Here is a 23,952-nt window from a genome sequence, read left to right on the forward strand (position 1 = left end):
CTATGCCGGCAAGTCGGGTTTTTGGCTGGTGCTTGTGCCTCAGGCAAAAGACGCGGGCTTGCCTTATGAATTAACCGATCTTAATTGCCGTTAACCAAATAGCTACCTGATTTACCTAAGATCGCAGTCATGACGACTCCGATTCGCCCTTCCCTTGCCCAGATGCTGAACCCTCAGGCCACCCAAGCCCGTCCGGCGGCGCAACCGGCTGCCCAGACACCTGCGCAAGGCGGCGCCTTCACCACGGCCTTGCAGGCGCAGAAGGCCTTCTTTCAGCAGGTCACCCAAGCAAAGATCACGCCGGCAACCTATACAGCGGCCGAGGTTGCCAGGGCGACGCCGCACATAAACGCGGCTCCCGCGGCAACGGACCAGGACGGCACCCAGCCGCCCAAGCGGCCAGGGTCTTATCTGAACATCGTGATATAGAGCTGAAGGCGTTTTGACGGAATCAAAAAACCGCTCTAATTTCTTGTTTTGTCGCGCATCATGATCCGAAAAGTGCGTCACACTTGTCGGGATGCAATCTAAACCTGCTCCGTCACGGGAGCATGAACCAAGTCTTCGCCGGCGACGGCTTCGGACGCACCATCCGATAGTAGCGGCATTGGCAGCTTTTTGAGCTTCTTGGCGCTGAGCTTGTGCTTTTTCTTTTTCTTTTCGAGCTTTTTTTCAGGCTTGTCCTTGCTGACCGGAGCTTCGCCCGACAACTCGGCCTCGCGCGCCGAGGTGATCTTACGCAGCAGCTTGACGAAACTGTCGCGCTTGGGTGGTGACAGGAGACTGAGGATCTTTTCGTCCGCCAACAGAACACGCGGTTGCATATCGTCCAGCGCCGTTTTGCCGGCCGGAGCCAGTTGCACCAGATTAGCACGGGCATCGGTTGCAGAGCGCTCACGCACCAGCAGTTCCTTGGTGATCATCCGCGCCACCAGGTCGGCCAGGGTGGAGCGGTCGATGCCGGTGATTTTGACAAGGTCGGTCTGGGACAAGCCCTCGCTGCCGTCCAGAGCCGTCAGAACGGCATATTGGCGCTGCGTCAGGGCACCTTCACCCGCCGTCTCGTTATATATGTCGAGAGCGATCTGCAAAACCCGGTGAAGAAGATGTGCGGGTGAGCCTTCGAGCGTCGACTTCGACACCGGCGCTTCGGTATGCTTGGACTTCTTCATGCAACATCCTCGTGCTGAATTGTGTCCTGACGTTTTCTCACAACTATGTGGCAGATTTGAGACAAAGCTCCGTACGCGGAACAGTTTGTCAGTTATCCGACGCCTTCTCATCGGGCTGGATCATATTTTTCATCAGGAAAGGGAAGAGCGCGAGGGAGAAGAGGATCGGCCCCCCGATCAGTGAGAACAGCTTCCACGTCGTCCAGACGCTGTCGGTCTGGGTCCGCCAAATTGCTTCGTTCACGCCGGCCATGGCCAGATAAAACAGGGCGTAATACAAGGTAAGCTTTGGCCAGGCGTCATCCTTCAGCTTCAATGCCTCACCCACCAGAGCCTTCAGAGGTTGCTTTTTTAGCGCCAGACCGCCGAGCAGGACGCTGGCTATCAGAACATTGACGATGGTCATCTTGACCTTGACGAACATCGGGTCCTTGAACACCACCGTAAGGATAGCGAAGGGAATCCCAATGGCCGCCGCCGACAGCGGGATCCAGGCAAGACGCTTTTCCGCGACAAACCCCACGATCAGGGCAATAACTGAGCCTATGGCCAATACGGCTGACGCATAGACCAACGGCAGGGGATCCGCCGCCAGCTTCAACATCTTGACGACGAAGAAAGTGCAACCAAAAGCAATCAAGGGCCCATAGTCGACGCCGATCTTGATCCAGTTCTGTTTCTTCTCAGTGGGCTTCAACGCCAGTTCCGGATCAGCCTTCAGTGCGGTCTCGAGGGGTTTGGGGTCTTGCGTCATGCTTGTGGCTCCAGGCCCACCATCGAGCGGGCAAAATCACGGGCCTTAAAGGCCTGCAAGTCTTCGATATCCTCTCCCACCCCGATCAGCTTGATCGGCGCGTCGGAGGCCTTGGCGATGGGGATTAGAATGCCGCCGCGCGCCGTGCCATCCAGCTTCGTCATCACCAGACCCGAGACAAACGCCTGACGGCCAAAAATCTGTTCCTGGCTCAGTGCGTTGCGTCCCACCGTGGCGTCGAGCACCAGCAGGGTCTCATGCGGCGCCTCCGGATCGACGCGCTTGATGACACGGACGATCTTCAACAGTTCATCCATCAGCGCCTGCTTGTTCTGCAACCGGCCGGCGGTATCGATCAGGACGACGTCGTAGCCCTCTTCCTTGGCCTTCACCACCGAGTCATAGGCCAGCCCGGCCGCATCGGCGCCGGTCTTGCGGCCCATAAAGTCAGCCCTGGCACGCTCGGACCACACTTTGAGCTGCTCCACGGCCGCCGCCCGGAAGGTATCGCCGGCGACGATCAGTACCTTGGCGCCCTTGGCGGTCAGTGAGGCGGCGATCTTGCCGAGCGTCGTGGTCTTGCCCGATCCGTTCACCCCGACAAACAGCACGATGTACGGCTTGGGGCCGCCCAAGGGTTCGAAAACGCCCTCATGATTGACCAGTTCTTCCGCCAGGGCACTGGCCAGGGCCTCACGAACTGCCGTCGAATCCTTGCTGGATGAAAACTTGGCCTGGGCCATCTTGGCCGAGATATTGGCGGAAATCTGCGGCCCCAGATCACTCTCGATCAGCAGATCTTCCAGCGCTTCCAGATCGGCGTCACTCAGCGACTCCTTCTGGGAAAACACCTGGGTGACCTGTTCGGTCAGGTTCTGCGAGGTCCGCGACAACCCATGGGTCAGGCGTTCGAACCAGCCTTTTTTCTTGTCCTGCGTCATGCCGACTGCCGTACCGTGTTTTGGACCAAAGCGCATCCCAAAAAGCGTGACGCACCGCACGGGCGCCCCCCCGTTCCTGGATAAAGATGCGCGTCTAAATTAAACAAGTGCGCCAATAGCATGTTTGCCGTCATGGCCCGTAATGGCTATATCGCTGATCCCGCCGACCATAGCCTCCCCCGCGAAGACCACCTCGGTGAAGTCGGCGGCGCGGGCAAAGCCGGGCTTTTCGATGACGCACGACAGGGTTCGGCCGGCCTGACGGGCCAGATGGCTGTGCAGGGCTTCAAGGGCCTTGGCGCGCAAGCGGGCGGCGCGCTCCTTGATCAGCTGGCGCGACAGTTGCGGCATTTTGGCGGCGGGCGTCTGCGGCCGCGGCGAGTACGGAAAAACGTGGACATAGGACAGGCCGCAGGCATCGACCAGCGATACGGCATTGTCGAAATGCGCTTCGGTTTCTGTCGGGAAGCCCGCGATCATATCAGCGCCGAAGGCGATGTCCGGGCGAATACTCCGGACCTTTTCGACCAGGGCAACGGCGTCGCCACGCAAATGGCGACGTTTCATCCGCTTCAGGATCAAATCGTCACCATGCTGAAGGCTGAGGTGAAGATAGGGCGCCAGGCGTTCTTCCTCAGCAAAAGCGCGCAACAGCGCATCATCGATTTCAGCAGCATCGATCGACGACAGGCGCAGGCGCTTGAGATCGGGAACAAGCTTGAGGATACGGGTGACGAGGTGGCCCAGTTGCGGTTGACCCGGGAGGTCGTTGCCCCAGGAGGTCAGGTCGACGCCGGTCAGGACGATTTCATTATAGCCTTCGGCGACCAGGCGCTGGGTCTGGGCGACGACGTCTCCGGCAGCGGCCGAGCGTGAATTGCCACGCCCGTAGGGGATAATACAGAAGGTGCAACGATGGTCGCAGCCGTTCTGGACCTCGACAAAGGCGCGGGCGCGGTCCTTCAAACCGTCAATCAGGTGGCCAGCGGTTTCGCGGACGCTGAACACGTCGTTGACGACAACTCTGGCGCTGTCGGCCGTCAAGCGGTAGGCGCCAGACTTTTGCTTGTCGGCATTGCCGATGACGTAGTCGACTTCCGACATATTGGCGAAGGTGTCAGGATCGGTCTGAGCGGCGCAGCCCGTAACGATCAGTCGCTTGTCCGGGTTTTCCTTGCGCGCCCGGCGGATAGCCTGGCGCGCCTGGCGAACGGCTTCGCCGGTCACCGCGCAGGTGTTGAAGATGATAGCGCCGGACAGCCCATCGTCGGCGGCCGTTTTGCGGATGACCTCGCTCTCGTAAGAATTCAGCCGGCAGCCAAAAGTGACTACCTCAACGGACGCATCCTTGCCGGTCAAAGCGTGCCCTCGAACTCGACTTCGACCGGGCCGGTCATGATGACATGCCCCAGGAGGGGGTTTTCGTTCTCAGCCCAGACGATGTGCAGCGGGCCCCCGTCCATATGGACGGTGGCGGAGCGGCCGGTCAGGCCGCGGCGGACGGCAGCCACCAGGGTAGCGCAGGCGCCGGTGCCACAGGCCTGGGTGATGCCGGCGCCGCGTTCCCACACACGCATGCGAATGTTGTCCTTGTCGAGGACCTGGGCGAATTCGACGTTGACGCTTTCCGGAAAGAGCGGATGGTGTTCGATCAGGCTGCCTGTGGCCTTGACATCGACGGTAGCGATATCGTCGACGAAAAAGACGCAGTGGGGGTTGCCCATGCTGACGGCGACGGGCGTGTGATAAAGCGGCGCGTCATAGGGTCCGACTTTCAGTTCCAGCCTGGCGGTGTTCATCTCTTCGGAGAGGGGAATGTCGCGCCAGTCGAGGCCGGGCTTGCCCATGTCGACACTGGCCGTGCCGGTCCTGGCGTCAGCGCGCAGGACGCGGGCTTTGGTGGGGCCGCCCAGGGTGTCGATTTTCAAGGTTTTATCGCTGGCGTCACGGTTGAGATACCAGGCGACGCAGCGCAAGGCGTTGCCACAGGTTTCGACGCCGCCGCCGTCGGCGTTCCACACACGCATGAAAGCGTCACCGTCGCGGGAGCCCTCGATGGCGATGAGCTGGTCGAAGCCGATGCCGGAGACGCGGTTGCTCCACGCCCGAATCTGGTCCGGGGCGGGCTGGAAGGCGGTTTCGCGGGCATCGACGACGAGAAAATCGTTACCGAGGCCGTTCATCTTGAGGAACGGGCGGCTCATAAGGCGTTATATAGACCAAATCGCTGTTAAATGTAGGCGTTGACCTGAAAATTGTCTATGGATTTGCAAAAGCCTGATCTGCAGGCAGCTTGCGGGGGCAGCAACATGAAAGCAAAACTGATTTTAGCCATCCTGGCGCTTACCGGCGTGACAACAGCGACCCAGGCGCAAGACAATACGGCACCGTGGATCGACAAGGACGGTTTCTTTGCCCGGCCGGGCGTCGAACAGCGGCGCATCGAGGCCGATCTCGCGGTCTGCAAGTTCGAAGCCGGCCGGGTCTATCAGGTTCGAACCGCCCCGACGCCAACGCCCAACGTCTATGTTCACACCAGTGACCCGGTGGCCGGTGCAATTGGCGCCGGCATCGGCAAGGGCATCATCGCGGCGCAGGACGCGAGCTATGCCCGGGGCCTTACCGTTACGGAACATCGCGATTGCATGACCTCTCTGGGTTATCAGCACTATCGGCTGGACGCCGCAGGACTGGCGAAACTGCACGCCCTGCCAGATGCCGGCTTTGCCGATTATGTCTCTGCTGCCACGCCGTTGGCCGGCAAACCGTCAAAGGATACGGGCTTCAGCAACTATTACGATGCGACTTTACAGCCGACCGTTTACCCCATGCCGGCGGTGACGGCAAAAGCGGTGGCGGATTTCGGGCCACTGCCGCCCCAGCCCATCACCCGACTGGCACCGGGAGAGCAGGCTCGGCCCGCGCCGGGCATGGCGGTTGTCGTCGTGTCGGCGCGACTGGCCGACAAAGCCCTGATTGGAAACGGCGTTTTCGTCTTCCGGCGGGTGACCACCTCCGGAACCTTCAACTCTCTGGTCCAGCCGGCGCCCTCCTTTGTAGTGTCAGCCTTTTGCCACCGGCCGCGGTATCAAGGACCCAACCCTGAAGGGCCCGGTTGATACGCCGCGTTACAGCACCTTTGTCATCCCGGCCGGCCAATACGCCCTCGAAAGCGTAGAAACGGTCAATTTCTGCCTGGGCACCGTGACCTTCGAAGTCCGCGATGGTGACGTCGCCTATCTTGGGGATCTGTCATTCAAGCCGGCGGGCCTGCCGATGGCGCCCTTGTTCAACCCCTTTGCCAACATCAAAAAGGAAGTTGAAAAAGGGGTAAAGAATCAGAGCATGGCGATCGGCAGCAATCTCGACAAGGCCCGCGCGGCGCTTCAGGCCGGCGATGACCGTAAGGCGGCACTGAACCCGGTGCTTTACCTGAACGACTATCGGATTCCCTGCACGGGCCGCTTTATTGGACGGCTGAACCATCCCGACTGGGCCGCCTTTGCGCCCGCCGGACAGTTGGAAGCCTACAATGATGCGTTGGCGGCGGAGATCGCGAAAGCGCGGGCATCCAGCCAGAACTGAACGGGGTTTGGGGTTTGGGGCCCCAAGTCTTCCCTCTTTCCTTTCCTGATCTTCGCCCCAAGAGAGGCGAGGTCGGGAAAGGAAGAAGAAAAGAGGTTGGGTAGCGGAACCCTGCCCGTCGCGGAAATCGACCCACAGGGTCAATCTCATCCGCTTTGCCCGAAGAGGGTAAAGCGGCGCTCCTCACCCCATTATTTTACAGGAAACCCTCTCTTACGCATCAGCGCATCCCGATTCGGATCGCGTCCGCGGAACGCGCGATATCCGTCCGCCGGATCGACCGTATTCCCAACGCTCAGCACATGCGCCTGCAACCGATCTGCCACCGCCTTATCGTAGAACCCGCCGGCCTCGGTGAACGCTTCAGCGCAATCAGCCGTCAAGGTGTCCGACCACAGATAGCTATAATAGCCCGCCGAATAGCCGTCCGATGAGAAGACATGCCCGAACTGCGGCGTGCGGTGGCGCATGACAATCTCCTTCGGCATGCCCAGCTTCGTCAGTTCTTCACGCTCGAAAGCATCCGCATCGATATCCGCCCCACCGGCCAGGTGCAGCTTCATATCAATAAGCGCCGACGCCAGATATTCGACTGTCGAGAAACCCTGATTGAACGTGTCGGCCTTTTCGATCTTGGCCAGCAGAGACGCCGGCATCGGCTCACCCGTCTCATAATGCAGCGCGAACCGGCTCAGCACCTCCTTGGTCGACAACCAATGTTCGTTGAGCTGCGACGGAAACTCGACATAGTCGCGCGCCACATTGGTCCCCGCCAACGATGGATAGGTCACGTTCGACGACAGGCCATGAATGGCATGGCCGAATTCATGGAACAGAGTCGATGCGTCATCCCAGGAAATCAGAATCGGCTCACCCGGCGCCGCCTTGATGAAGTTGGAATTGTTCGACACCAGCGTCAGGATCTCTTTCCCGTCCATCCGCTGCTGCGAGCGATAGGCGTTCATCCACGCGCCCGACCGCTTGCCCTTGCGCGCATAGGGGTCGAAATAGAACAACCCGACCGGGGCACCGGCCTTGCTGACCTTCCATACCTTCACATCTTCGTGGAACACCGGCACATCGCTTACCGGCAGAAACTCGAAACCGTAGATCTGACCGGCAGCCCAGATCATGCCGTCGCGCAGTTTTTCCATTTGCAGGTACGGCTTGACCTCATTTTCATCGAGATCATAGCGCTCTTTACGCACCTTCTCGGCATAGAAGCGGTAGTCCCACGGCTCGATGGTTATCCCGGCCCCTTCCTTATCGGCCACCGCCTGCATATCGGCGACCTCTTCCCTGACGCGGGCCACGGCCGGCCCCCACACCGCCTCCATCAGCGCCATGGCATTGGCCGGCGTCTTGGCCATGGCGTTTTCCAGCCGCCAATGGGCGTGTGTCTCATAGCCGCGCAATTGCGCCCGCTCGAAACGCAGCTTCAGGATCTTGGAGATAATGGCGTTGTTGTCCCACTGATCGCCATTGTCGCCGCGATTGACATAGGCCCGCCATACCTTTTCGCGCACTGCCCGGTTAGTGCAGAAGGTCGTCACCGGCTCCATCGCCGAGCGCGTATTGGCGATGCCGTAACCGCCCCCAGGCAGCTTCATCGACGCCTTCAAACCGTCCGGCAGGCCCGCCAGTTCGGCCTCGGACACCACCAGGACCTGCTCCTCATCATGCAGCAGATTGTCCGAGAAGGTCTTGAACAGCAGCGACAGTTCCTTGTTGATCGCTGCCACCCGCGTCTTGGCCTTGGGCGACAGAGCTGCACCGGCCCGGACGAAGTTCGTGTAATACTGCCACAACAGACGATCCTGCTCCGGTGTCAGATTGAACTTCGCCTTGTTGTCCCACACCGACTTGATGCGTTCGAACAGCTTGGGGTCCTGGATGATCTCGTCGGAAAACGCCGCCAGCTTGGGCTGGATGGTCTTGCCCATGGCCTGCAATTCCGGCGTCGCCAGATTGCCGTTCCAGATGCCGTAGATTGTTCCGACCCTGCCCAGCGCCTTGCCCGACCGCTCATAGGGCAGGATGGTATTGTCGAAGGTCGCCGGTTCCGGATTCTTGACGATCACGGCAATTTCCCGGCGCTGCGATGCCATGGCAGCGTTATAGGCGGCTTCGAACTGGTTGATATCGACATTGTCGAATGGCGGGACCCCGCCATAAGGACCGGTCCACTCGCCGGTCAGACTAAGGGCCGTGCCATCTTGCGCCCATACTGGCGCGGCGGCCGAAGACAGTACCGTCGCGGCCATCAGACCCAGTGTGGTTCGACGATCGATGTTAGGTTCGGACATGAAAAACTCCGTGAAAACCGACTGCAAAACCCCGTTTACGGCCGGTTGCAAAAGGCGTATGCGATGACCCTATAAGTGGCCATCGTTATGGCCAAATTAAGTTTTTGTAACGTCTTAGGGCTTAAGCGCCGCGAGGCTCCTCGCACAAGCTCGGGCGCCCAAAGAACGTTATATGGCGCGCTTGCCAACCGGCAAGCGATTGGAAGGGAAAGAGTTTCATGGCGATGGGCGTGTTCGACTCGGGCGTTGGCGGCTTAAGCATTCACCACGCCCTGGTCAATCGGCTGCCCCAGGCGGACTTCGTCTACCTCGCCGACCAGAAGCATACCCCTTACGGCGACCGTTCCGGTGAAGAGATCGTCGAACTGACACGTCAGGGCTGCGAAACTCTGTTCGAAGCCGGCGCCTCTCTGGTCGTCCTGGCGTGCAATACCGCCTCCGCCGTCGCGTTGCGCCGTTTGCAGCAAACCTGGCTGTCAGGCTTTCGCAAGACCTGCAAGCGGCCGGTCAATGTCCTGGGCATCATCGTGCCAACCATAGAAGCCGCCACTGGTTTGCCATGGGAGCACGAGGCGGAACGTCGCGGACCCAAGATCGAGAAACTGGACGTCGTGGGCGTATTTGCCACGGTGGCGACGGCACGCTCGCGGGTCTACGAAATCGAAATCGACAAACGCAGCCAGGACCTTGCCGTCTTCACCGAAGCCTGTTCCGGTCTGGCCGACATGATCGAACACGGCGCAGATCGTGACGCCTTGTCGGCCAAGATCAAGGGCCACGTCGAGTCCTTGCGTATCCGCATCGGGCGGTACCCCGACCGGGCTATCTTGGGCTGCACCCACTATGAACTGGTCGCCGACCTGTTCCGTCAGCATCTTCCGGACGGTACGCCGATCATCCATCAGCCTCCCTCAGTCGCCAAGGCCCTGGGCGATTATGTCGAGCGCCATCCGCAATATGATCTCGGATCATCGGGGGCACGGAGCTTCCTGACGACGGGCGCGCCCAAATCTCAGTCGATGCTGATCGAGGCCTTTTGGGGCGGGCCGCTGACTTTTGAGTCCATCGACTCAGCCGTCGCTTCGGCGCGATCGGCCTGATCTCACAAAAGCGTCACACTCCCTCTGTAGCGTAAGCCCTCCCATCTGCTCGAGTCCGCCATGTTCCGCCGTCTGTTCCTGATACTATGCTTGGCAGGCCTGCCGCTGCACGCCGCCGCAGAAGTCGACGCTCAGGTCGAAGACTGGCCGGAAGTCATTATCAAAGCCCGCCCCATGGTCGTGGCACCGGCCATGTGGCGGGTCAGTGACGACGACTCCCAGGTAATCATCGTGGGTATTCTGCCAGTCTTCCCGAAGAAACAGCGCTGGAACACCAAACGGATCGAAAACGCCCTGCGCGGCTCCAATGTCCTGATCACGCCGGCGACCAGCCATGCCGGCGCCGGCGACATGACCAGCCTGATGTTCCGCAAAGGTCTGCCGGACGGCAAGAAACTGGCGCAGGCGCTGTCGCCGGAGATCTACGGCCGTTACGAAGCCTCCGCCCGCCGTTCCGGCGTCTCGATCCGCGATTTCGCCAAGGATAAGCCGGTTTGGGCCGTGGTGCGGCTGCGCCGGGAAGTGATGCAGAAGCGTGGCCTCAGCGACGATGAGCCCGGCAGCACCGTCAAACGGCTGGCCCGGCAGGCCGGCGTTCCGGTCAGAGCAGCGGCCAGCTACGACATGGGTACCATCGTAAAGGACATCAACGCCATGACGCCGCAGGCGACCGAGGTCTGCGTCACGGCCACGCTCGACGATATCGACTTTATCATGGACCGTTCGGGAAAAGCGGCCGCGGCCTGGGCCGTCGGCGATCTGGCGACCGTCCGGGCCAACTATCCCGCCTCCGCCATGGCGCGCTGCCTGAGTGGATCGTCGAAGGGCTCAGCCCTGATGGAGCGCAGCGTCAATGATAGCGTTGCGGCCGTGGAAAAAGCGCTGAAGAAACCGGGCAAGTCGGTCGCCGTGTTTCCGTTGGCAGTTGTCTTACGCAAAGGTGCGGCGCTCGATCGGCTAAGGGCGAAAGGCTACGAGGTGACAAACCCGTAAGAAGGAAATACCAGGAGGCTGCGCTTCCTGGTATTTCTTTCTACGCGGCAATGCCGGTCACGGCGGGAATCCGGATCAAGTGATCAAACGCCGACAGAGCGGCTTTTGACCCTTCACCCATGGCAATGACAATCTGTTTGTACGGTACGGTCGTGACGTCACCGGCCGCGAACACGCCCGGAATAGAGGTTTCACCGCGGGCATTGATTTCGATCTCGCCATGCTTGGACAACTCGACTGTTCCTTTCAGCCATTCCGTATTCGGAACAAGCCCGATCTGGACGAAGATGCCTTCCAGCTCGATATCATGTACCACGTCCTGGATGCGGTCTTTGTAGCTCAAACCGACCACCTTCGAACCGTCACCCTTGACTTGCGTCGTCTGGGCATTGGTCAAAACCGTCACGTTCGGCAGGCTGTACAGCTTGCGTTGCAGCACTGCATCCGCTCGCAATTCCGCCGCGAACTCCAGTAAGGTCACATGCGAGGCCAGACCAGCCAGGTCGATCGCAGCCTCGACGCCGGAGTTGCCGCCGCCGATCACCGAGACGCGCTTGCCCTTGAACAACGGACCGTCGCAGTGCGGGCAATAGGCCACACCCTTGTTGCGATACTCCGTCTCACCCGGCACACCCATATTCCGCCAGCGTGCGCCTGTTGAAAGAACCAGAGTCCGCGCCCGAACCGTTGCGCCATTCTCCAGTCTGATCTCGTGGAGACCGTCGGGCGTTGCCGCCGGCACAAGGGCCACCGCTTTCTGCAGGTTCATTACGTCGACGTCGTAATCCTTGACGTGCTGTTCCAGCGCCGTCACCAGCTTTGGACCTTCGGTATGCGGCACGGAGATGAAGTTCTCGATCCCCATCGTGTCGAGCACCTGACCGCCGAAGCGCTCGGCCAGCACGCCGGTGCGAATGCCCTTGCGTGCGGCATAGACGGCAGCCGAAGCACCGGCCGGACCACCGCCAACCACCAGTACATCATACGCCGGTTTGGCGTTGATCTTGGCGGCTTCGCGCGACTGCGCGCCAGTGTCGATTTTGGCCAGAATTTCTTCTACCCCCATGCGGCCCTGGGCGAAGACCTCGCCGTTGAGGATGACACTCGGCACCGCCATGACCTGGCGTTGTTCGACCTCGTCCTTGAACAGGGCACCGTCGATGGCAGTGTGCTTAATCTTCGGATTCAACACGCTCATCAGGTTCAGCGCCTGGACGACGTCCGGGCAGTTCTGGCACGACAGCGAGAAATAGGTCTCAAAGTGCAGTTCGCCTTCAATCTCCAGGGCCTTGATCTGCTCGATGACATCGGCCTCGACCCGCGGCGGGTGACCGCCCACCTGCAACAGCGCCAAAACCAGCGATGTGAACTCATGGCCCATCGGCAGACCGGCAAAGGTCACGCCTACATCCGAACCCGGACGAACGATATCGAACGACGGCACGCGCACGCCTTCGCCGCCCTGATGGACGCTCAGCGAGACCTTGTCGGAGGCCGCGATGATGTCCTCGAGCAATTCAACCAGTTCGCGCGACTTCGCGCCGCCATCGGTATGGGCAATCAGTTCGATCGGGGTGCGAAGGTTTTCCAGATAGCCCTTCAACTGCGCCTTAAGACCAGCGTCCAGCATGGTAGTTCTCCAATGTCAGGGGAAAATTCATTGTCCAGATTTCCAGTTCGCAAACTGGAGATCAGGAGAATGAGATCGGGTAGAAAGAGGACCCCTCCACCGCTTCGCGGTCCCCCTCCCCACCTTCGGTAGGGAGGAGAAAGAAGGAGAAACTAACTTTCCTTCTCCTCCCCATCTTGATGGGGAGGTGGCGCGGCGCTCGCCGAAGGCCAAAGGCGAAGTCCGCGACGGAGGGGTCCACTTTCCAGCTACTCTTAAATTTTTCCAACCAGGTCGAGCGACGGAGCCAGTGTCTTTTCACCCTCTTCCCACTTGGCCGGGCAGACTTCGCCGGGGTGCGAAGCGACATACTGGGCCGCCTTGACCTTGCGCAGCAGTTCCGACGCGTTACGGCCGATACCTTCGGCAGTGACTTCGCAGAACTGGATGACGCCGTCCGGATCGACCAGGAAAGTGCCGCGGTCGGCCAGACCGATACCTTCGCGCATGACGTCGAAGTTGTTGGTGATCTGACCCGACGGATCGCCCAGCATGGTGTACTTGATCTTGCCGATGGCCGGCGAAGTATCGTGCCACGCCTTGTGCGAGAAGTGGGTGTCGGTCGAAACGCTGTAGACTTCGACGTTCATGCCTTGCAGGGCTTCGTAGTTGTCGGCCAGGTCTTCCAGCTCGGTCGGGCACACGAAGGTGAAGTCGGCTGGGTAGAAGAAAAAGATCGACCACTTACCCTTTACGTCGGCGTCGGTGACGTCGATGAACTTGCCTTGCTTGAAGCCGGTTGCCTTGAACGGCTTGATGGTGGTGTTGATGAGGCCCATGGGCTTTCTCCTATTGAGTGAAGTGTGGTGGGGGGAAAATCGCCCAGGAGAAGCAATAAGGCAAGTTTATTTTATTTTATTTTATTATAGATTTTACTTATAGTTACTTTCCGCCCGCACCACTGCACTAACGGCATTCACCGTTGCCGCAATCCGCAGCGCTGCCTGAACCTGCTCGGCCGTCACTCCGTGACTGCGCAACACTTTTTCGTGGCTGTCCAGGCACAGACCACAGCCATTGATCGCCGAAACCCCCAGACACCACAGCTCGAAATCGACCTTGTCGACGCCTGGATTCGTTAGGATATTCATACGCAGGCCCGACCGCAGATCGGCATATTCCCGGTTATGCATCAGGTGCAACGCGCGATAATAGACGTTGTTCATGCCCATGATGGCTGACGCCGCCTTGGCCGCCGTAATCGCCTCAGCCGACAACGGCGCAGCAGCTTCAATCTGGCGGATGACCTCACCGACGCCAATGGCATGGGCGCCCGACAGAAACATCCCCCATCGCTGCTGCTCGGTCAGGATCGTTTCCTCCAGCAGCACGGTCATGTTGCGGATCAGGTCCTGGCCATAGGCGGGGATAAGGTTGTAGAGGGTTTCACTCACCATCGATAAATTCCACTTGATGTTTGCCGCCAACGAATAAGTTGAATTTATAGACCAGTAGGCCATATTCAAGGGCAACGGAGAATAGTCCCTTGCATATCCTGCCTACCCTGCGCCAGTTGCAATATCTGAAACTGCTGGCCGAACACAAAAGCTTCATGGCGGCGGCTGAAAAGGCCTATGTCTCGCAACCGGCCCTGTCCTCGGGCATTGCCGAACTGGAAAAGATCCTCGGCGCCCGCCTGGTCGACCGCGCCCGCGGCCAGGTCATCCTGACCGCCATCGGCGAGGAGACCCTGAAACGCGCCGAAGATATCCTGGCACGCGCGGAAGACCTGGTCGAAGCCACCCATGGCGCCGATAAACCCCTGACCGGGCGGTTCCGGCTGGGGGTTATCCCGACCATCGCGCCCTTTTTGTTGCCCAAAGCTCTGGTGCGGCTGCGCACCGAGTTTCCCGATCTTCGCCTGTTCTTACGCGAAGACCAGACCGCCCGTCTGATCGCGGCGCTGAAGACCGGCGCCCTCGATGCCGCGGTGATTGCCCTACCCTACGACCTGACCGGCTTGGACCACGTTTTTGTCGCCCGCGACGAGATTGTCGCTGCCATGCCGCACGACCACCGCCTGTCCCGCGAGACCAGCATCACCCCGGAGGCCCTGAAGAACGAAGAACTGATCCTGCTGGAAGACGGCCACTGCCTGCGCGACCACGCCATGGCCGCCTGTTCCTGGACCGGCGCGTCCGGCGCCAACGAATCGCTGTCGGCTTATGCCGGCGGCGGCTTTGCCGCAACCTCGCTGAACACGCTGGTCCAGATGGTGGGGTCAGGTCTGGGCCTCTCGCTGCTGCCGGCCATGGCGGTCGACTCCGGCATGGTACCGGCGGAAAACGTCACGATCAGGCCCTTGAAATCGGACCATGCTTTCCGCGATATTGTTGTCATCTGGCGGACGGGCTCGAGTCGTGCTGCCGAAGCCAAACTGCTGGCGGAGAAGCTGAAAACATGAAACGCGCCCTGATCCTGGTGCTGGCCCTGGCCGCCTGTTCACCCAAACTCGAGGCGCCGGAAGATCCGGCGGCCTCGGCCCCGCCGCCGGTGACCGACACCTGGCTTGGCAGGTACGCTGGTGACCTGATGGTGCGTATCGACGCGACGCACCGGGTGGTGCTGATCGAGGGTGAGGCAGACGGCTGCACCGGCGATATCGGCCTGGCTGACGGTGGTCTGCCCAGCAAGGCGATTTCGGCGAGTGAGTTGGAGGTTGCTTTACCGCCAGACGACGGCGCCGCCTGTACCTTCCGTATTCGGAAGAACGGCGATGTTCTGACTGTGACGCAGAGTGAAGCCTGCTCCGTCTATCACGGCGCAACGTGCAGCTTTAACGGCACCGCAAAAAGAGTGAAGTGAAACAATTACTTACCTCTCCCCGCCTGCGGGGAGAGGACGAGAGCGGAACGAAGTGAACGCGATCGGGTGAGGGGCTTTTTTCTGAAAGTTCTGCCGCAGCGGAACCTTCAGAAAGGGCCCCTCACCCTAACCTCTCCCCGTGAAGAACGGGGAGAGGGGTTTACAGCGCTTACTCCGGCACATTCTCCTCCAGCTCTTCCAGCCAAATTTTCGCGTTGCCATCCGAAGGCGCTCGCCAATCCCCACGCGGCGACAAGGCCCCACCCGAGATCAGCTTGGGACCATTGGGAACCGCCGACCGCTTGAACTGCGAGATCGTGAAGAAGCGATACAGAAATACCTCCAGCCAATGCTTGATTGTCGTTAGTTCGTACTTGTCCTTCCACGCCTGATAACTCAGGAAGGCGACCTTCGACGGCTTCAAGCCAAACCGCGTGATGTAATAGAGATTAAAATCCTGAAGCTCATACGGCCCGACCTTGTCCTCGGTCTTCTGAGTCTGGCCCTCCTCGACCGGGATCAGTTCCGGCGAAATCTCGCGCGTCAGCACCGACATCAAAATTCGCGCCGTCTTCGCATCGAATTCGCGACTGGCCGCCCAGCGGATCAAGTGCTGGATCAGGGTCTTGGGCGCGCCGCAGTTGACATTGTAATGGCTCATGTGGTCGCCGACGCCATAGGTGCACCAACCCAGAGCCAGTTCAGACAGGTCACCCGTCCCAATGACAAAGCCCTTCTTGATGCCGGCCAACCGGAACAGGAAATCCGTCCGTAAGCCCGCCTGGACGTTTTCGAAGACGATATCATAGACCTTCTCGCCCTGGGCATAGGGGTGGTCGATATCCATCAGCATTCGCTTGGCCGCCGGGCGGATGTCCAGTTCCTCGGCGGAAATCCCCAGCGCCTTCATCAGTTTCAACGCATCGTTCTTTGAGCCCGTCGTCGTACCGAACCCCGGCATGGTGTAGCCGTGGATATTCGCTCGCGGTATTCCCAGCCGGTCGAAAGCCTTGCATGCCACGATCAGGGCATGGGTCGAATCCAGCCCGCCCGAAACGCCGATGACGACATTCTGAACACCTGTCGAGGTCAGGCGCTGCATCAGGCCATGGACCTGGATATTGAAGGCCTCGTAGCAGTCTTCGTCCAGCCGCGACGCATCGTCAGGCACGTAGGGGAACCGCGCCACGGTCCGGTAAAAATCCGTCCGGACGTGGGGTACATAGTCAAACGAGGTCCCACGATACAGCAGTTCCTCCTTTAGTTTGGCGGCGTCGCGGAACGTGCCGTTTCGCAACCGGTCGAGCGCGATACGTTCAACATCGACATCAGCATAGGTCAGGGTATCGGAACGGAAACGTTCGCCCTCGGCGACCAATACGCCCAACTCGTAGACGAGGGACTGCCCATCCCAGGCCAGATCGGTGGTCGACTCACCAGGTCCTGCCGCCGAATAGGCATAGGCGCACATCAACCGCTCCGACGCCGCCTGGCACAACTGCTTGCGCGCCCGCGACTTGCCGATAACCACCGGCGACGCCGATAGATTGACGATAACGGTCGCACCCTGCATCGCCATCCTTGTGGATGGCGTATCCGGCGCCCAAAGGTCTTCGCAAATCTCGACCCCGAAGACAAAATCTTCGAAACCGTTAGCGTAGAAACGCATATACGGACCAATAGACGCATAATGTCCGTTAACGCGAACGCCCTGATCGCCCAGGTCCGCGCCCGAAGCGAACCACCGCTTCTCGTAATATTCCCGATAGTTGGGCAGGAAAACCTTGGGGACGATACCCAGACATCGCCCGCGATGGATAACAGCGGCGCAGTTGTACACCGCGCCGTCGATCCGCAGCGGAACTCCGGCGACAATCGTCGAGCGATAGGCACCCGACAGGTTGCTCAATTCATCCAGGGCCTGTTTGGCCGCGTCCAGCAACACATCCTGCAGGAACAGATCGTCCAGCGCGTATGCCGTCAGGCTCAGTTCAGGAAACACAATCAGATCGGCGCCATCGCGCTCCGCCCGCTTGATCAGGTCGATATGCTCGGCCAGATTGGCCTGCGGATCACCGATATGCACCTTCGGCGTGGCGCAGGCGATCCTCACGAACCCATGAGAAGCGGGGGAGAAGAAGTTTTTCGTCATTTTTGTCCTCTCAACAGGTGCTTGCTTAGGATGAATAGGCGCTTTCTACACAAAAATTCAACCTTCCACGTTCAAGATGTGTAAAAAGTTCCAAATTTCCGCCAAATTATGCTTAAGATGCCCATAAGTATAAATTATCGTTTCAAATGAAATAACATATTGCCGCGCCCCAATTGGACTTTCCCCATTCAACACGGTAAGGCCCAGCCCCATGAGCGTGACCTTTCAGGACATCGAAGCAGCGGCGAAACGGCTGGAAGGCCATATCGTCCGGACTCCCTGCACCTTCTCGCAGCGGCTGTCGGCCGCAACCCATCGCAAGATCTGGGTCAAGGCCGAGAACCAGCAATTCACCTCGGCGTTCAAAGAACGCGGCGCGCTCAACAAGATCCTCAGCCTCACTGACTCCGAACGCGCCCGCGGCGTCTTCGCGGCGTCGGCCGGCAACCACGGCCAGGGCCTGGCCTATCACGCCCAGCGCCTGGGGATTCCTGCCACTATTGTCATGCCCGTCGGCACGCCCTTCGTGAAGGTCCAGAAGACCCAGAGCTTCGGCGCCAATATCGTCATCGAAGGCGCCAATTACGACGAAGCATCGGCCGCCGCCCAGACCCTGTGCGAAGAACGCCAGGGCATCTATGTCCACCCGTTCAACGACCGCGACGTTATCATAGGCCAGGGCACGATCGCCATCGAGATGCTGCAACAGGCGCCCGAACTCGATACATTGCTGGTGCCGATCGGTGGCGGCGGGCTGATCGCCGGCGTGGCCATCGCCGCCAAAGCGATCAAGCCGTGGATCAAGGTCATCGGCGTCGAAGCCGCCATGTTCCCGTCCTTTACTGCCCGCCGGCGTGATATGCCGGTGCCCATGGGCGGATCTACCATCGCCGAGGGGATAGCCGTGAAGGACGTCGGCGACCTGAGCTTCGAGCTGGCCAATCCCCATGTCGACGATGTCATGGTGATCGACGAGGCCGACTTCGAACGCGGCATCGCTGCCTATGCCAACGTCGAAAAAACTGTTGCCGAAGGCGCCGGTGCCGCCGGTCTGGGCGCGATCATGCGTTTTCCGGAGCGGTTCAAGGATCAGAACATCGGCACCATCCTGTGCGGTGGCAATATAGACCTGCGCCTGCTGGCCAGCGTATTGCAAAGAGAGTTGGTCCGCGAAAAACGACTTGTCACTTACCGCATACTGGGCGACGATCGCCCCGGCATGCTGTCGTTGATGGCGGACACCATCGCCGCCAAAGGGGGCAATATCGTCGATGTGGCGCACAATCGCCTGGTGCTGGACGTTCCGGCCAAGGGGGCTGAGTTCGACATCATGGTCGAAACCCAGGACGCGCGCCACGCCTTTGAAATTTCTGAAGCCTTGAGGAGCACAGGCTATGCACTACGCATGGATTAGGGGAACGCTTGCAGCCCTGTTGTTGTCGACCGGTGCGGTTCACGCCGCCACCCCAGCGCAAGACAACCTGAAGACCGGTCAGACCTATCTGGCGGGCGTCGCAAAGCAGCCGGGCGTCGTAACTCTGCCGTCGGGCGTTATGTATCGGGTGATTTCCAGCTCGCCCAAGCCTGGCGCCCAGCCAACCGTCGCCGACAATGTCACGATTCATTACGAGGGCAAGCTGATCAACGGTGCCGTCTTCGACTCATCGTTCGAACGCGGTAAGCCGGCCAACTTCCCTTTGGGCCGGCTTATCCCGGCCTGGCAACAGGCCATTCCGCAGATGCATGTCGGTGATGAGATCCTGCTCTACGCCCCACCGGCCCAGGCCTATGGCGAGCGCGACCTCAGCCCCGACATCCCGCCCAACAGCACCCTGATCTTCCGGGTGCGCCTCTTCGCCATTGGTGCCCAATGAAAATTCGCCTAATCACTGTCTGCGCCCTGGCGGCATTTACTCTGAACGGCTGCGACCGTAAGGAGGCAAGCGTCGTCGAAAAGGAAATGGCCGCTTACCAGGCCGAGTTGGAAGCCGCCCAGGCCAAGTACGCCAAGGCTGGCGAAGATTTCCTGGCCAAGACCGCCAAGGAGCCAGGCGTGGTCACTCTGCCGTCGGGCCTGATGTACAAGGTGCTTTCGAACCCTAACCCGAATGCGCCCCAGCCCAAGATCACCGACACGGTCACCGTCAACTACGAGGGCAAGCTTGTCGATGGCCGGATCTTCGACTCGTCGTATGCACGCAACCAGCCGGCAAGCTTCCCGCTGAACCGCGTGGTCGAGGCCTGGCAGATCGGTATCCCGTTGATGCACAAGGGCGACAGCTATATGCTGTATGTGCCCTCGAAACTGGGCTATGGCGAACGCGACATGGGCAATGGCGAAATCCCCGCCAACAGCGTCCTGGTGTTCAAGGTCGAGCTTCTCGACATTCAGGCGAAGTAGACGAGGCTTCGCCGTCCGCCTTCAGCGATGAAACGATCCGCACCGGCGTCGCTTTGAACGCGGGCGTCTTGCTGCGCGGATCGACCGCTGTGCCGACCAGGATGTTGGCTTCCGGATAATAGGCCATGACCGAACCGCGGGCGACATCGAAGGCACGGACGGTCACATCGTCCATGCGTCCGTGATCGGATTCAAGCGCCACCACGTCACCATCCTTCAGTCCGCGCGCCGAGAGATCATCGGCGTGCAACAGGACACTCCGGCGGTCCATACCTCCGCGGTAGCTGTCCGTGTACTCGTAGATGATGGTGTTGAACTGACCTTCCGAGCGCACCGTGGTCAGCAATAGCTGCGACGCCTCGACCGGCGGCAAGGACCGGACAACGAAACGTCCCTTGCCGTCGATGGTATGGAAGTGTGGCGTGTGCATCAACCGGCCACGGACATGGAACTCTTGCCGCGCCACATCGATGTCCGCCAGACCTTCCATACCTGGAACGATGCGGGCAATAGCTTCGCGGATAGTGCGGTGCTGCTTGAACGCGACGAAATCGATCGGCGATCCCGGCATCAGGCGTTGCGCCAGGTCGCACAGGATATCGCTTTCCGGCCGCACGCCATCGAAGCGATGAATGCCGCCATCCGACAGCCGCACGAAGTTGAACATCGATTCCTGCGTTGTCGGCTGCCACTCCTCGTCGCGGGCCGTCACCGGCAGGATCAGTACATCACCGTCGCCGATGCCGTGGACATGGCCGCGATTCAAGGTCGTGGTCAGGTACAGCTTGAACCTGATCCGCCCCATCGCTTCCAGGGCAAAGGCGCTGTCGGGATTGGCTTCGAACAGGTTTCCGCCCATCAGGACCGCGGCATCGATCTCACCACGCCGCGCCGCCTGCATGCAGGCCATGGTGTCCATCCCGCCGCCCTGCGGCAGCGTGATGCCGAACGCCTGCTCCATCCGCGCCAGGACCTCGCGCGCCAGCACCGGCTTTACCCCTATCGTGCCGATGCCCTGGACATTGGAATGTCCCCGCAAGGGCAGAAGTCCGGCGCCCGGCCGACCGATCTGACCACGTAACATCGCCAGATTGGCAATATATTCGACATTTTCACAGCCATTGAGGTGGTGGGTAATCCCCATCCCCCAGGCAAACACGGCCGATCCGGCCTTTGCGTACAGTCCCGCCACTCGCTCCAGGTCCGTCCGCGCTAGTCCGGTCCGACTTTCGATCTCGTCCCACGACGTCGCCTCAATATCGGCCAGGAACGCCTCAAACCCCATCGTATGGGCGGCAATGAAATCGCCATCCGCCGCAACCAATACCGCCTTGGCCAGCCCCTTCATCACGGCCAGGTCCGAGCCGATGCGCGGCTGCAGGTAATCAGAGGCGATCCAGTCGCCGCCCGTGACCATGGATTTGACGCTCTTCGGCAGGGCAAAACGCACCAGCCCAGCCTCCCTGGCGGGATTGATGATCACCACCTGGCCGCCCCGATCACGAATACCCTTCAGTTTATGGATGAAGCGCGGATGGTTCGAGGCCGGATTCGCGCCGATGACGAAGATGAAATCGCAGCGGTCGAGATCGTCCAGCTCTACGGTTGAGGTCCCGGTCCCAATGGTGGTTCCCAGCCCCACGCCTGTGGCCTGATGGCAGTAGTACGAGCAGTTGTTGACATTGTTGGTGCCCCAGGCCCGCGCCAGCAGTTGCAAGACGAAACCAGCCTCGTTGGACGACCGGCCGGAGCTGTAGAAAAAGCTGCGATCCGGCGCCGTCGCCCGCATCTGTGTCCCCGCCAGGTCCAAAGCCGCGTCCCAGTCGATGGCTTCGAACCGGTCGCCGCCGGCGGGCTTGTACAGCGGCGTCGCCAGCCGCCCGAGATGCTCCAACTCATGGCCGTCCAGTTCGCGCAGGTCGCTTAAGGGGTGGGTCAGCACCTCGATGGGGATTCCCGACTGGATATCGGTCGACTGGGCCTGGATCGACTTGTTGCACACCGACGGAAAGTCGCCGGATTCGTTGGTCATGCCGCCCTTTTGCCCGCCCATGCCCAACCCGCAGGCCTTGCAGGTATTCTTGGCGGTGAGTGCCTTGGCGGTGGACTTCAGGCCGATCTTCGTCGCCGTCTGAAGGGCATACAGGACCTTCTTGGGACCACCACCGACGACGGGCTTGGACATACCGGGCTTCCTCTCATTGATCACAGCACGTCACAGTCAAAGCTAACCTTGCTTTTCCTCTCCACGAAGTGGGGAGGGGGATCGCGAAGCGGTGGAGGGGTACACGTAAGGCGACCCGCCACTACCGGTTTGAAGTCAACCTAAACCAATCGGACCACTTAAACCAGAGCCGCTGCCCGCGCCGCCATCAGCGCCTGACCGACCGCCGCCATGGTCTGCGGCGCCGCATCATTGCCACAGGCAGCACAGACGACCCCGGCAGCCGCATCGACCAACACCTCGCCATACCACACGGTGTTCGAGCCATTATGCCAGATCGCACCATCGGGCCGCACCACCCAGCCCAAAGCATAGTCACCCCCGAACGGCGGCGTATGCAACTTGGCCCAGGTCTCCGGCTTCAAAAACTCTGTCCGGTCACGATGCGCCGCCAGATACACCAGCATATCACCCATCGACATATGCACCCGTCCAGCTGGCCCCAGCACCACAGGATTATCGTTCAACAACCCTGGCCCAACCGGCGCCGGCATGCGACTGGCGCCCTGCGCCAGATGCCCCAAAGGCTGATCGACCTTACCCGCCGTGCCCGGCGCACCGAACCCGGCCGAAGTGATACCCAACGGCTCGAACACATGATCCTGGATCAGCGTCTCCCAACTCCGGCCAGCCGCAGCCTCGATCATCGCGCCGGCGACGACATAACCGTTATTGCTGTAGACCATCTGTCCCGCCAAAGGTCCCACCGGCTTGGCCGTTAAAGCCTCCGCCGCATAAGCCAACCGTTCGACCCGAGCGTCCGCCAATCCATCCCGCGCATAGGCGTTAAACCGGCTATCCGGAATATTGGGCTGCAACCCGGCGCGATGGCTCAGCAGGTGCAGAAAGCTGGCATCCTTGTACGCCCCCGCCTTGTCGCCCAGCAGCGCCCCGACCGTCGTATCCCACTTGACAGCGCCGTTTTCGACCAAACGCGCCACCAGGGTCGAGGTCATCGACTTGGTGATCGAGCCCCAGTGCCACTGATCGTCCGGTGTCACCGCGTTGGCGCCACCGGCCATACGCAAACCGTCGGCCAGGCGGCCTGACGACTTACCCTGCCAGGCCGCGCCGATCGCCGGCGTGCCTGCACCACTGCGAATGCCCTGCAACCGCTCAGCCGTCAGCGCCTCGACACCGGCCGAGCTCTCTTCGATAACCTCACCGCGATTGAAATCGAGCGGTATGGGCGCGCCTTGAGTGAAGGTGCCGGTGATATGGTCGGCGCCTTTCAACTCACCATTGTAATCGGCCTTGATGGCTTTGAACTCGGCAGAGATGCGGTTGCCTTCGATCTTGACCTTGCTGGCGGGGATTTCGCCACTGCCCTGGTCCAGGCTGATCAGCTTGACCGTATTGCCGGCTATGACCAGGCGCAACCGCAGACTGGCAGATCCCACGGTCAACCGCCCCGTCCATATGCCCTCAAAATCGGTCGCCTGCGCCCGCGCAGCTGTTCCCAATCCGAGAGCCGCCGCAGCGCCCGCCAGAAGACCCTGAATGTTCATGCGCCGCGAATGAGCCATCGGCTCCCCTCCTCTGTTGCCCCAAAGGATGTAGGACCGCCCCCCTCACCGCACAAGTGAACTTTATGTCACTGTGCCGGCCTTGGAATCTTCTTCCTTCTCCTCCCCATTCCTTCAATGGGGAGGTGGCGAGCGAGCGAAGCCGAAGGCGTAGCAAGTCGAGACGGAGGGGTCCTCTTATACCAAGCCTCATAAAGAATGACTCTTGGTATTCGCATTTTTTCAGCTCAAACGCCGCATGGCTCCTCGCAAAAGCTCGGGCGGCCAGTCGGCCTTGCCAACCCGCGGTGTGTCAAGAATTTCGCGGGTTGGTATTAGGCCCCA

Annotated in this window: 22 protein-coding genes; 10 read left to right on the plus strand and 12 right to left on the minus strand. The window is 60.4% G+C overall.

The features are described from left to right. The first annotated feature begins 129 nt into the window (after positions 1–129). On the plus strand, positions 130–429 hold the full coding sequence (locus ABAC402_RS31950; RefSeq protein WP_023449881.1) for a hypothetical protein: 300 nt from the start codon (positions 130–132) through the stop codon (positions 427–429). Positions 430–527: 98 nt separating this feature from the next. On the opposite strand, the gene ABAC402_RS31955 is transcribed toward ABAC402_RS31950, so the two are convergent. The 5 genes from ABAC402_RS31955 to dapF form a co-directional block, all read right to left on the minus strand. After that, positions 528–1,172: a MarR family winged helix-turn-helix transcriptional regulator gene (locus ABAC402_RS31955; RefSeq protein ID WP_023449882.1), complete on the minus strand. Its 645-nt coding sequence runs from the start codon at positions 1,170–1,172 to the stop codon at positions 528–530. Between the two features lie 88 nt (positions 1,173–1,260). Next, entirely contained in the window at positions 1,261–1,926 is a 666-nt protein-coding gene (locus tag ABAC402_RS31960; RefSeq protein ID WP_023449883.1) for an inner membrane-spanning protein YciB, read from the minus strand. After that, positions 1,923–2,867: a signal recognition particle-docking protein FtsY gene (gene ftsY, locus ABAC402_RS31965; protein ID WP_023449884.1), complete on the minus strand. Its 945-nt coding sequence runs from the start codon at positions 2,865–2,867 to the stop codon at positions 1,923–1,925. Before ftsY ends, ABAC402_RS31960 begins: the two co-directional genes overlap by 4 nt. Before the next feature lie 99 nt (positions 2,868–2,966). Further along, the gene (gene mtaB, locus ABAC402_RS31970; protein ID WP_023449885.1) at positions 2,967–4,226 is read right to left on the minus strand and encodes a tRNA (N(6)-L-threonylcarbamoyladenosine(37)-C(2))-methylthiotransferase MtaB; all 1,260 of its coding nucleotides are present in this window, start codon (positions 4,224–4,226) and stop codon (positions 2,967–2,969) included. Beyond that, positions 4,223–5,071 carry a diaminopimelate epimerase gene (gene dapF, locus ABAC402_RS31975; RefSeq protein WP_023449886.1) on the minus strand — a complete coding sequence of 283 codons (849 nt, stop codon included), beginning with the start codon at positions 5,069–5,071 and terminating at the stop codon, positions 4,223–4,225. The genes mtaB and dapF overlap by 4 nt, the downstream gene beginning before the upstream one ends. Before the next feature lie 105 nt (positions 5,072–5,176). Between dapF and ABAC402_RS31980 the strand changes: the two genes are divergently transcribed. Together ABAC402_RS31980 and ABAC402_RS31985 are read left to right on the plus strand one after the other, a co-directional pair. After that, entirely contained in the window at positions 5,177–5,986 is an 810-nt protein-coding gene (locus ABAC402_RS31980) for a hypothetical protein (RefSeq protein ID WP_155847395.1), read from the plus strand. 85 nt (positions 5,987–6,071) lie between these two features. Next, the gene (locus ABAC402_RS31985) at positions 6,072–6,452 is read left to right on the plus strand and encodes a hypothetical protein (protein WP_023449888.1); all 381 of its coding nucleotides are present in this window, start codon (positions 6,072–6,074) and stop codon (positions 6,450–6,452) included. A gap of 191 nt (positions 6,453–6,643) precedes the next feature. Here ABAC402_RS31985 and ABAC402_RS31990 read toward each other — a convergent pair whose 3' ends face one another. Then, positions 6,644–8,758 (minus strand): M3 family metallopeptidase, encoded by a 2,115-nt coding sequence (locus ABAC402_RS31990; protein WP_031235666.1) that lies wholly within the window; start codon positions 8,756–8,758, stop codon positions 6,644–6,646. 218 nt (positions 8,759–8,976) lie between these two features. Here ABAC402_RS31990 and ABAC402_RS31995 point away from each other — a divergent pair, with 218 nt between their 5' ends. Beyond that, positions 8,977–9,858, plus strand: coding sequence for a glutamate racemase (locus ABAC402_RS31995; RefSeq protein WP_023449890.1), 882 nt, complete (start codon positions 8,977–8,979; stop codon positions 9,856–9,858). Positions 9,859–9,918: 60 nt separating this feature from the next. Beyond that, positions 9,919–10,851 carry a TraB/GumN family protein gene (locus ABAC402_RS32000; RefSeq protein ID WP_023449891.1) on the plus strand — a complete coding sequence of 311 codons (933 nt, stop codon included), beginning with the start codon at positions 9,919–9,921 and terminating at the stop codon, positions 10,849–10,851. Positions 10,852–10,891: 40 nt separating this feature from the next. On the opposite strand, the gene ahpF is transcribed toward ABAC402_RS32000, so the two are convergent. The 3 genes from ahpF to ABAC402_RS32020 form a co-directional block, all read right to left on the minus strand. Then, positions 10,892–12,481 carry an alkyl hydroperoxide reductase subunit F gene (gene ahpF / locus ABAC402_RS32005; RefSeq protein WP_023449892.1) on the minus strand — a complete coding sequence of 530 codons (1,590 nt, stop codon included), beginning with the start codon at positions 12,479–12,481 and terminating at the stop codon, positions 10,892–10,894. 254 nt (positions 12,482–12,735) lie between these two features. Then, a complete protein-coding gene (gene ahpC / locus ABAC402_RS32015) occupies positions 12,736–13,299 on the minus strand; it encodes an alkyl hydroperoxide reductase subunit C (protein WP_023449894.1) in 564 nt (187 codons plus the stop codon). A gap of 93 nt (positions 13,300–13,392) precedes the next feature. Continuing rightward, positions 13,393–13,917 (minus strand): carboxymuconolactone decarboxylase family protein, encoded by a 525-nt coding sequence (locus ABAC402_RS32020; protein WP_031235668.1) that lies wholly within the window; start codon positions 13,915–13,917, stop codon positions 13,393–13,395. Between the two features lie 95 nt (positions 13,918–14,012). On the opposite strand from ABAC402_RS32020, the gene ABAC402_RS32025 reads away from it, so the two are divergent. Both ABAC402_RS32025 and ABAC402_RS32030 read left to right on the plus strand, forming a co-directional pair. Continuing rightward, the gene (locus ABAC402_RS32025) at positions 14,013–14,924 is read left to right on the plus strand and encodes a hydrogen peroxide-inducible genes activator (RefSeq protein WP_031235669.1); all 912 of its coding nucleotides are present in this window, start codon (positions 14,013–14,015) and stop codon (positions 14,922–14,924) included. After that, the gene (locus tag ABAC402_RS32030) at positions 14,921–15,325 is read left to right on the plus strand and encodes a hypothetical protein (protein ID WP_023449897.1); all 405 of its coding nucleotides are present in this window, start codon (positions 14,921–14,923) and stop codon (positions 15,323–15,325) included. Before ABAC402_RS32025 ends, ABAC402_RS32030 begins: the two co-directional genes overlap by 4 nt. Before the next feature lie 169 nt (positions 15,326–15,494). Here ABAC402_RS32030 and ABAC402_RS32035 read toward each other — a convergent pair whose 3' ends face one another. After that, positions 15,495–17,477: an NAD(+) synthase gene (locus tag ABAC402_RS32035; RefSeq protein ID WP_023449898.1), complete on the minus strand. Its 1,983-nt coding sequence runs from the start codon at positions 17,475–17,477 to the stop codon at positions 15,495–15,497. Between the two features lie 211 nt (positions 17,478–17,688). Between ABAC402_RS32035 and ABAC402_RS32040 the strand changes: the two genes are divergently transcribed. From ABAC402_RS32040 to ABAC402_RS32050, 3 genes are read left to right on the plus strand one after another with little or no spacing between them, the layout of a single operon-like run. After that, positions 17,689–18,891 (plus strand): threonine ammonia-lyase, encoded by a 1,203-nt coding sequence (locus ABAC402_RS32040; protein WP_023449899.1) that lies wholly within the window; start codon positions 17,689–17,691, stop codon positions 18,889–18,891. Beyond that, entirely contained in the window at positions 18,872–19,351 is a 480-nt protein-coding gene (locus ABAC402_RS32045) for an FKBP-type peptidyl-prolyl cis-trans isomerase (RefSeq protein WP_031235670.1), read from the plus strand. Before ABAC402_RS32040 ends, ABAC402_RS32045 begins: the two co-directional genes overlap by 20 nt. Continuing rightward, positions 19,348–19,878: an FKBP-type peptidyl-prolyl cis-trans isomerase gene (locus ABAC402_RS32050; protein WP_023449901.1), complete on the plus strand. Its 531-nt coding sequence runs from the start codon at positions 19,348–19,350 to the stop codon at positions 19,876–19,878. Before ABAC402_RS32045 ends, ABAC402_RS32050 begins: the two co-directional genes overlap by 4 nt. On the opposite strand, the gene ABAC402_RS32055 is transcribed toward ABAC402_RS32050, so the two are convergent. Both ABAC402_RS32055 and ABAC402_RS32060 read right to left on the minus strand, forming a co-directional pair. Further along, a complete protein-coding gene (locus ABAC402_RS32055; protein ID WP_023449902.1) occupies positions 19,844–22,063 on the minus strand; it encodes an FdhF/YdeP family oxidoreductase in 2,220 nt (739 codons plus the stop codon). The genes ABAC402_RS32050 and ABAC402_RS32055 overlap by 35 nt on opposite strands. A gap of 158 nt (positions 22,064–22,221) precedes the next feature. Continuing rightward, the gene (locus ABAC402_RS32060; RefSeq protein WP_023449903.1) at positions 22,222–23,628 is read right to left on the minus strand and encodes a serine hydrolase; all 1,407 of its coding nucleotides are present in this window, start codon (positions 23,626–23,628) and stop codon (positions 22,222–22,224) included. Positions 23,629–23,952: the final 324 nt, after the last annotated feature.

It is taken from the genome of Asticcacaulis sp. AC402, assembly GCF_000495835.1.
Lineage (GTDB): Bacteria > Pseudomonadota > Alphaproteobacteria > Caulobacterales > Caulobacteraceae > Asticcacaulis.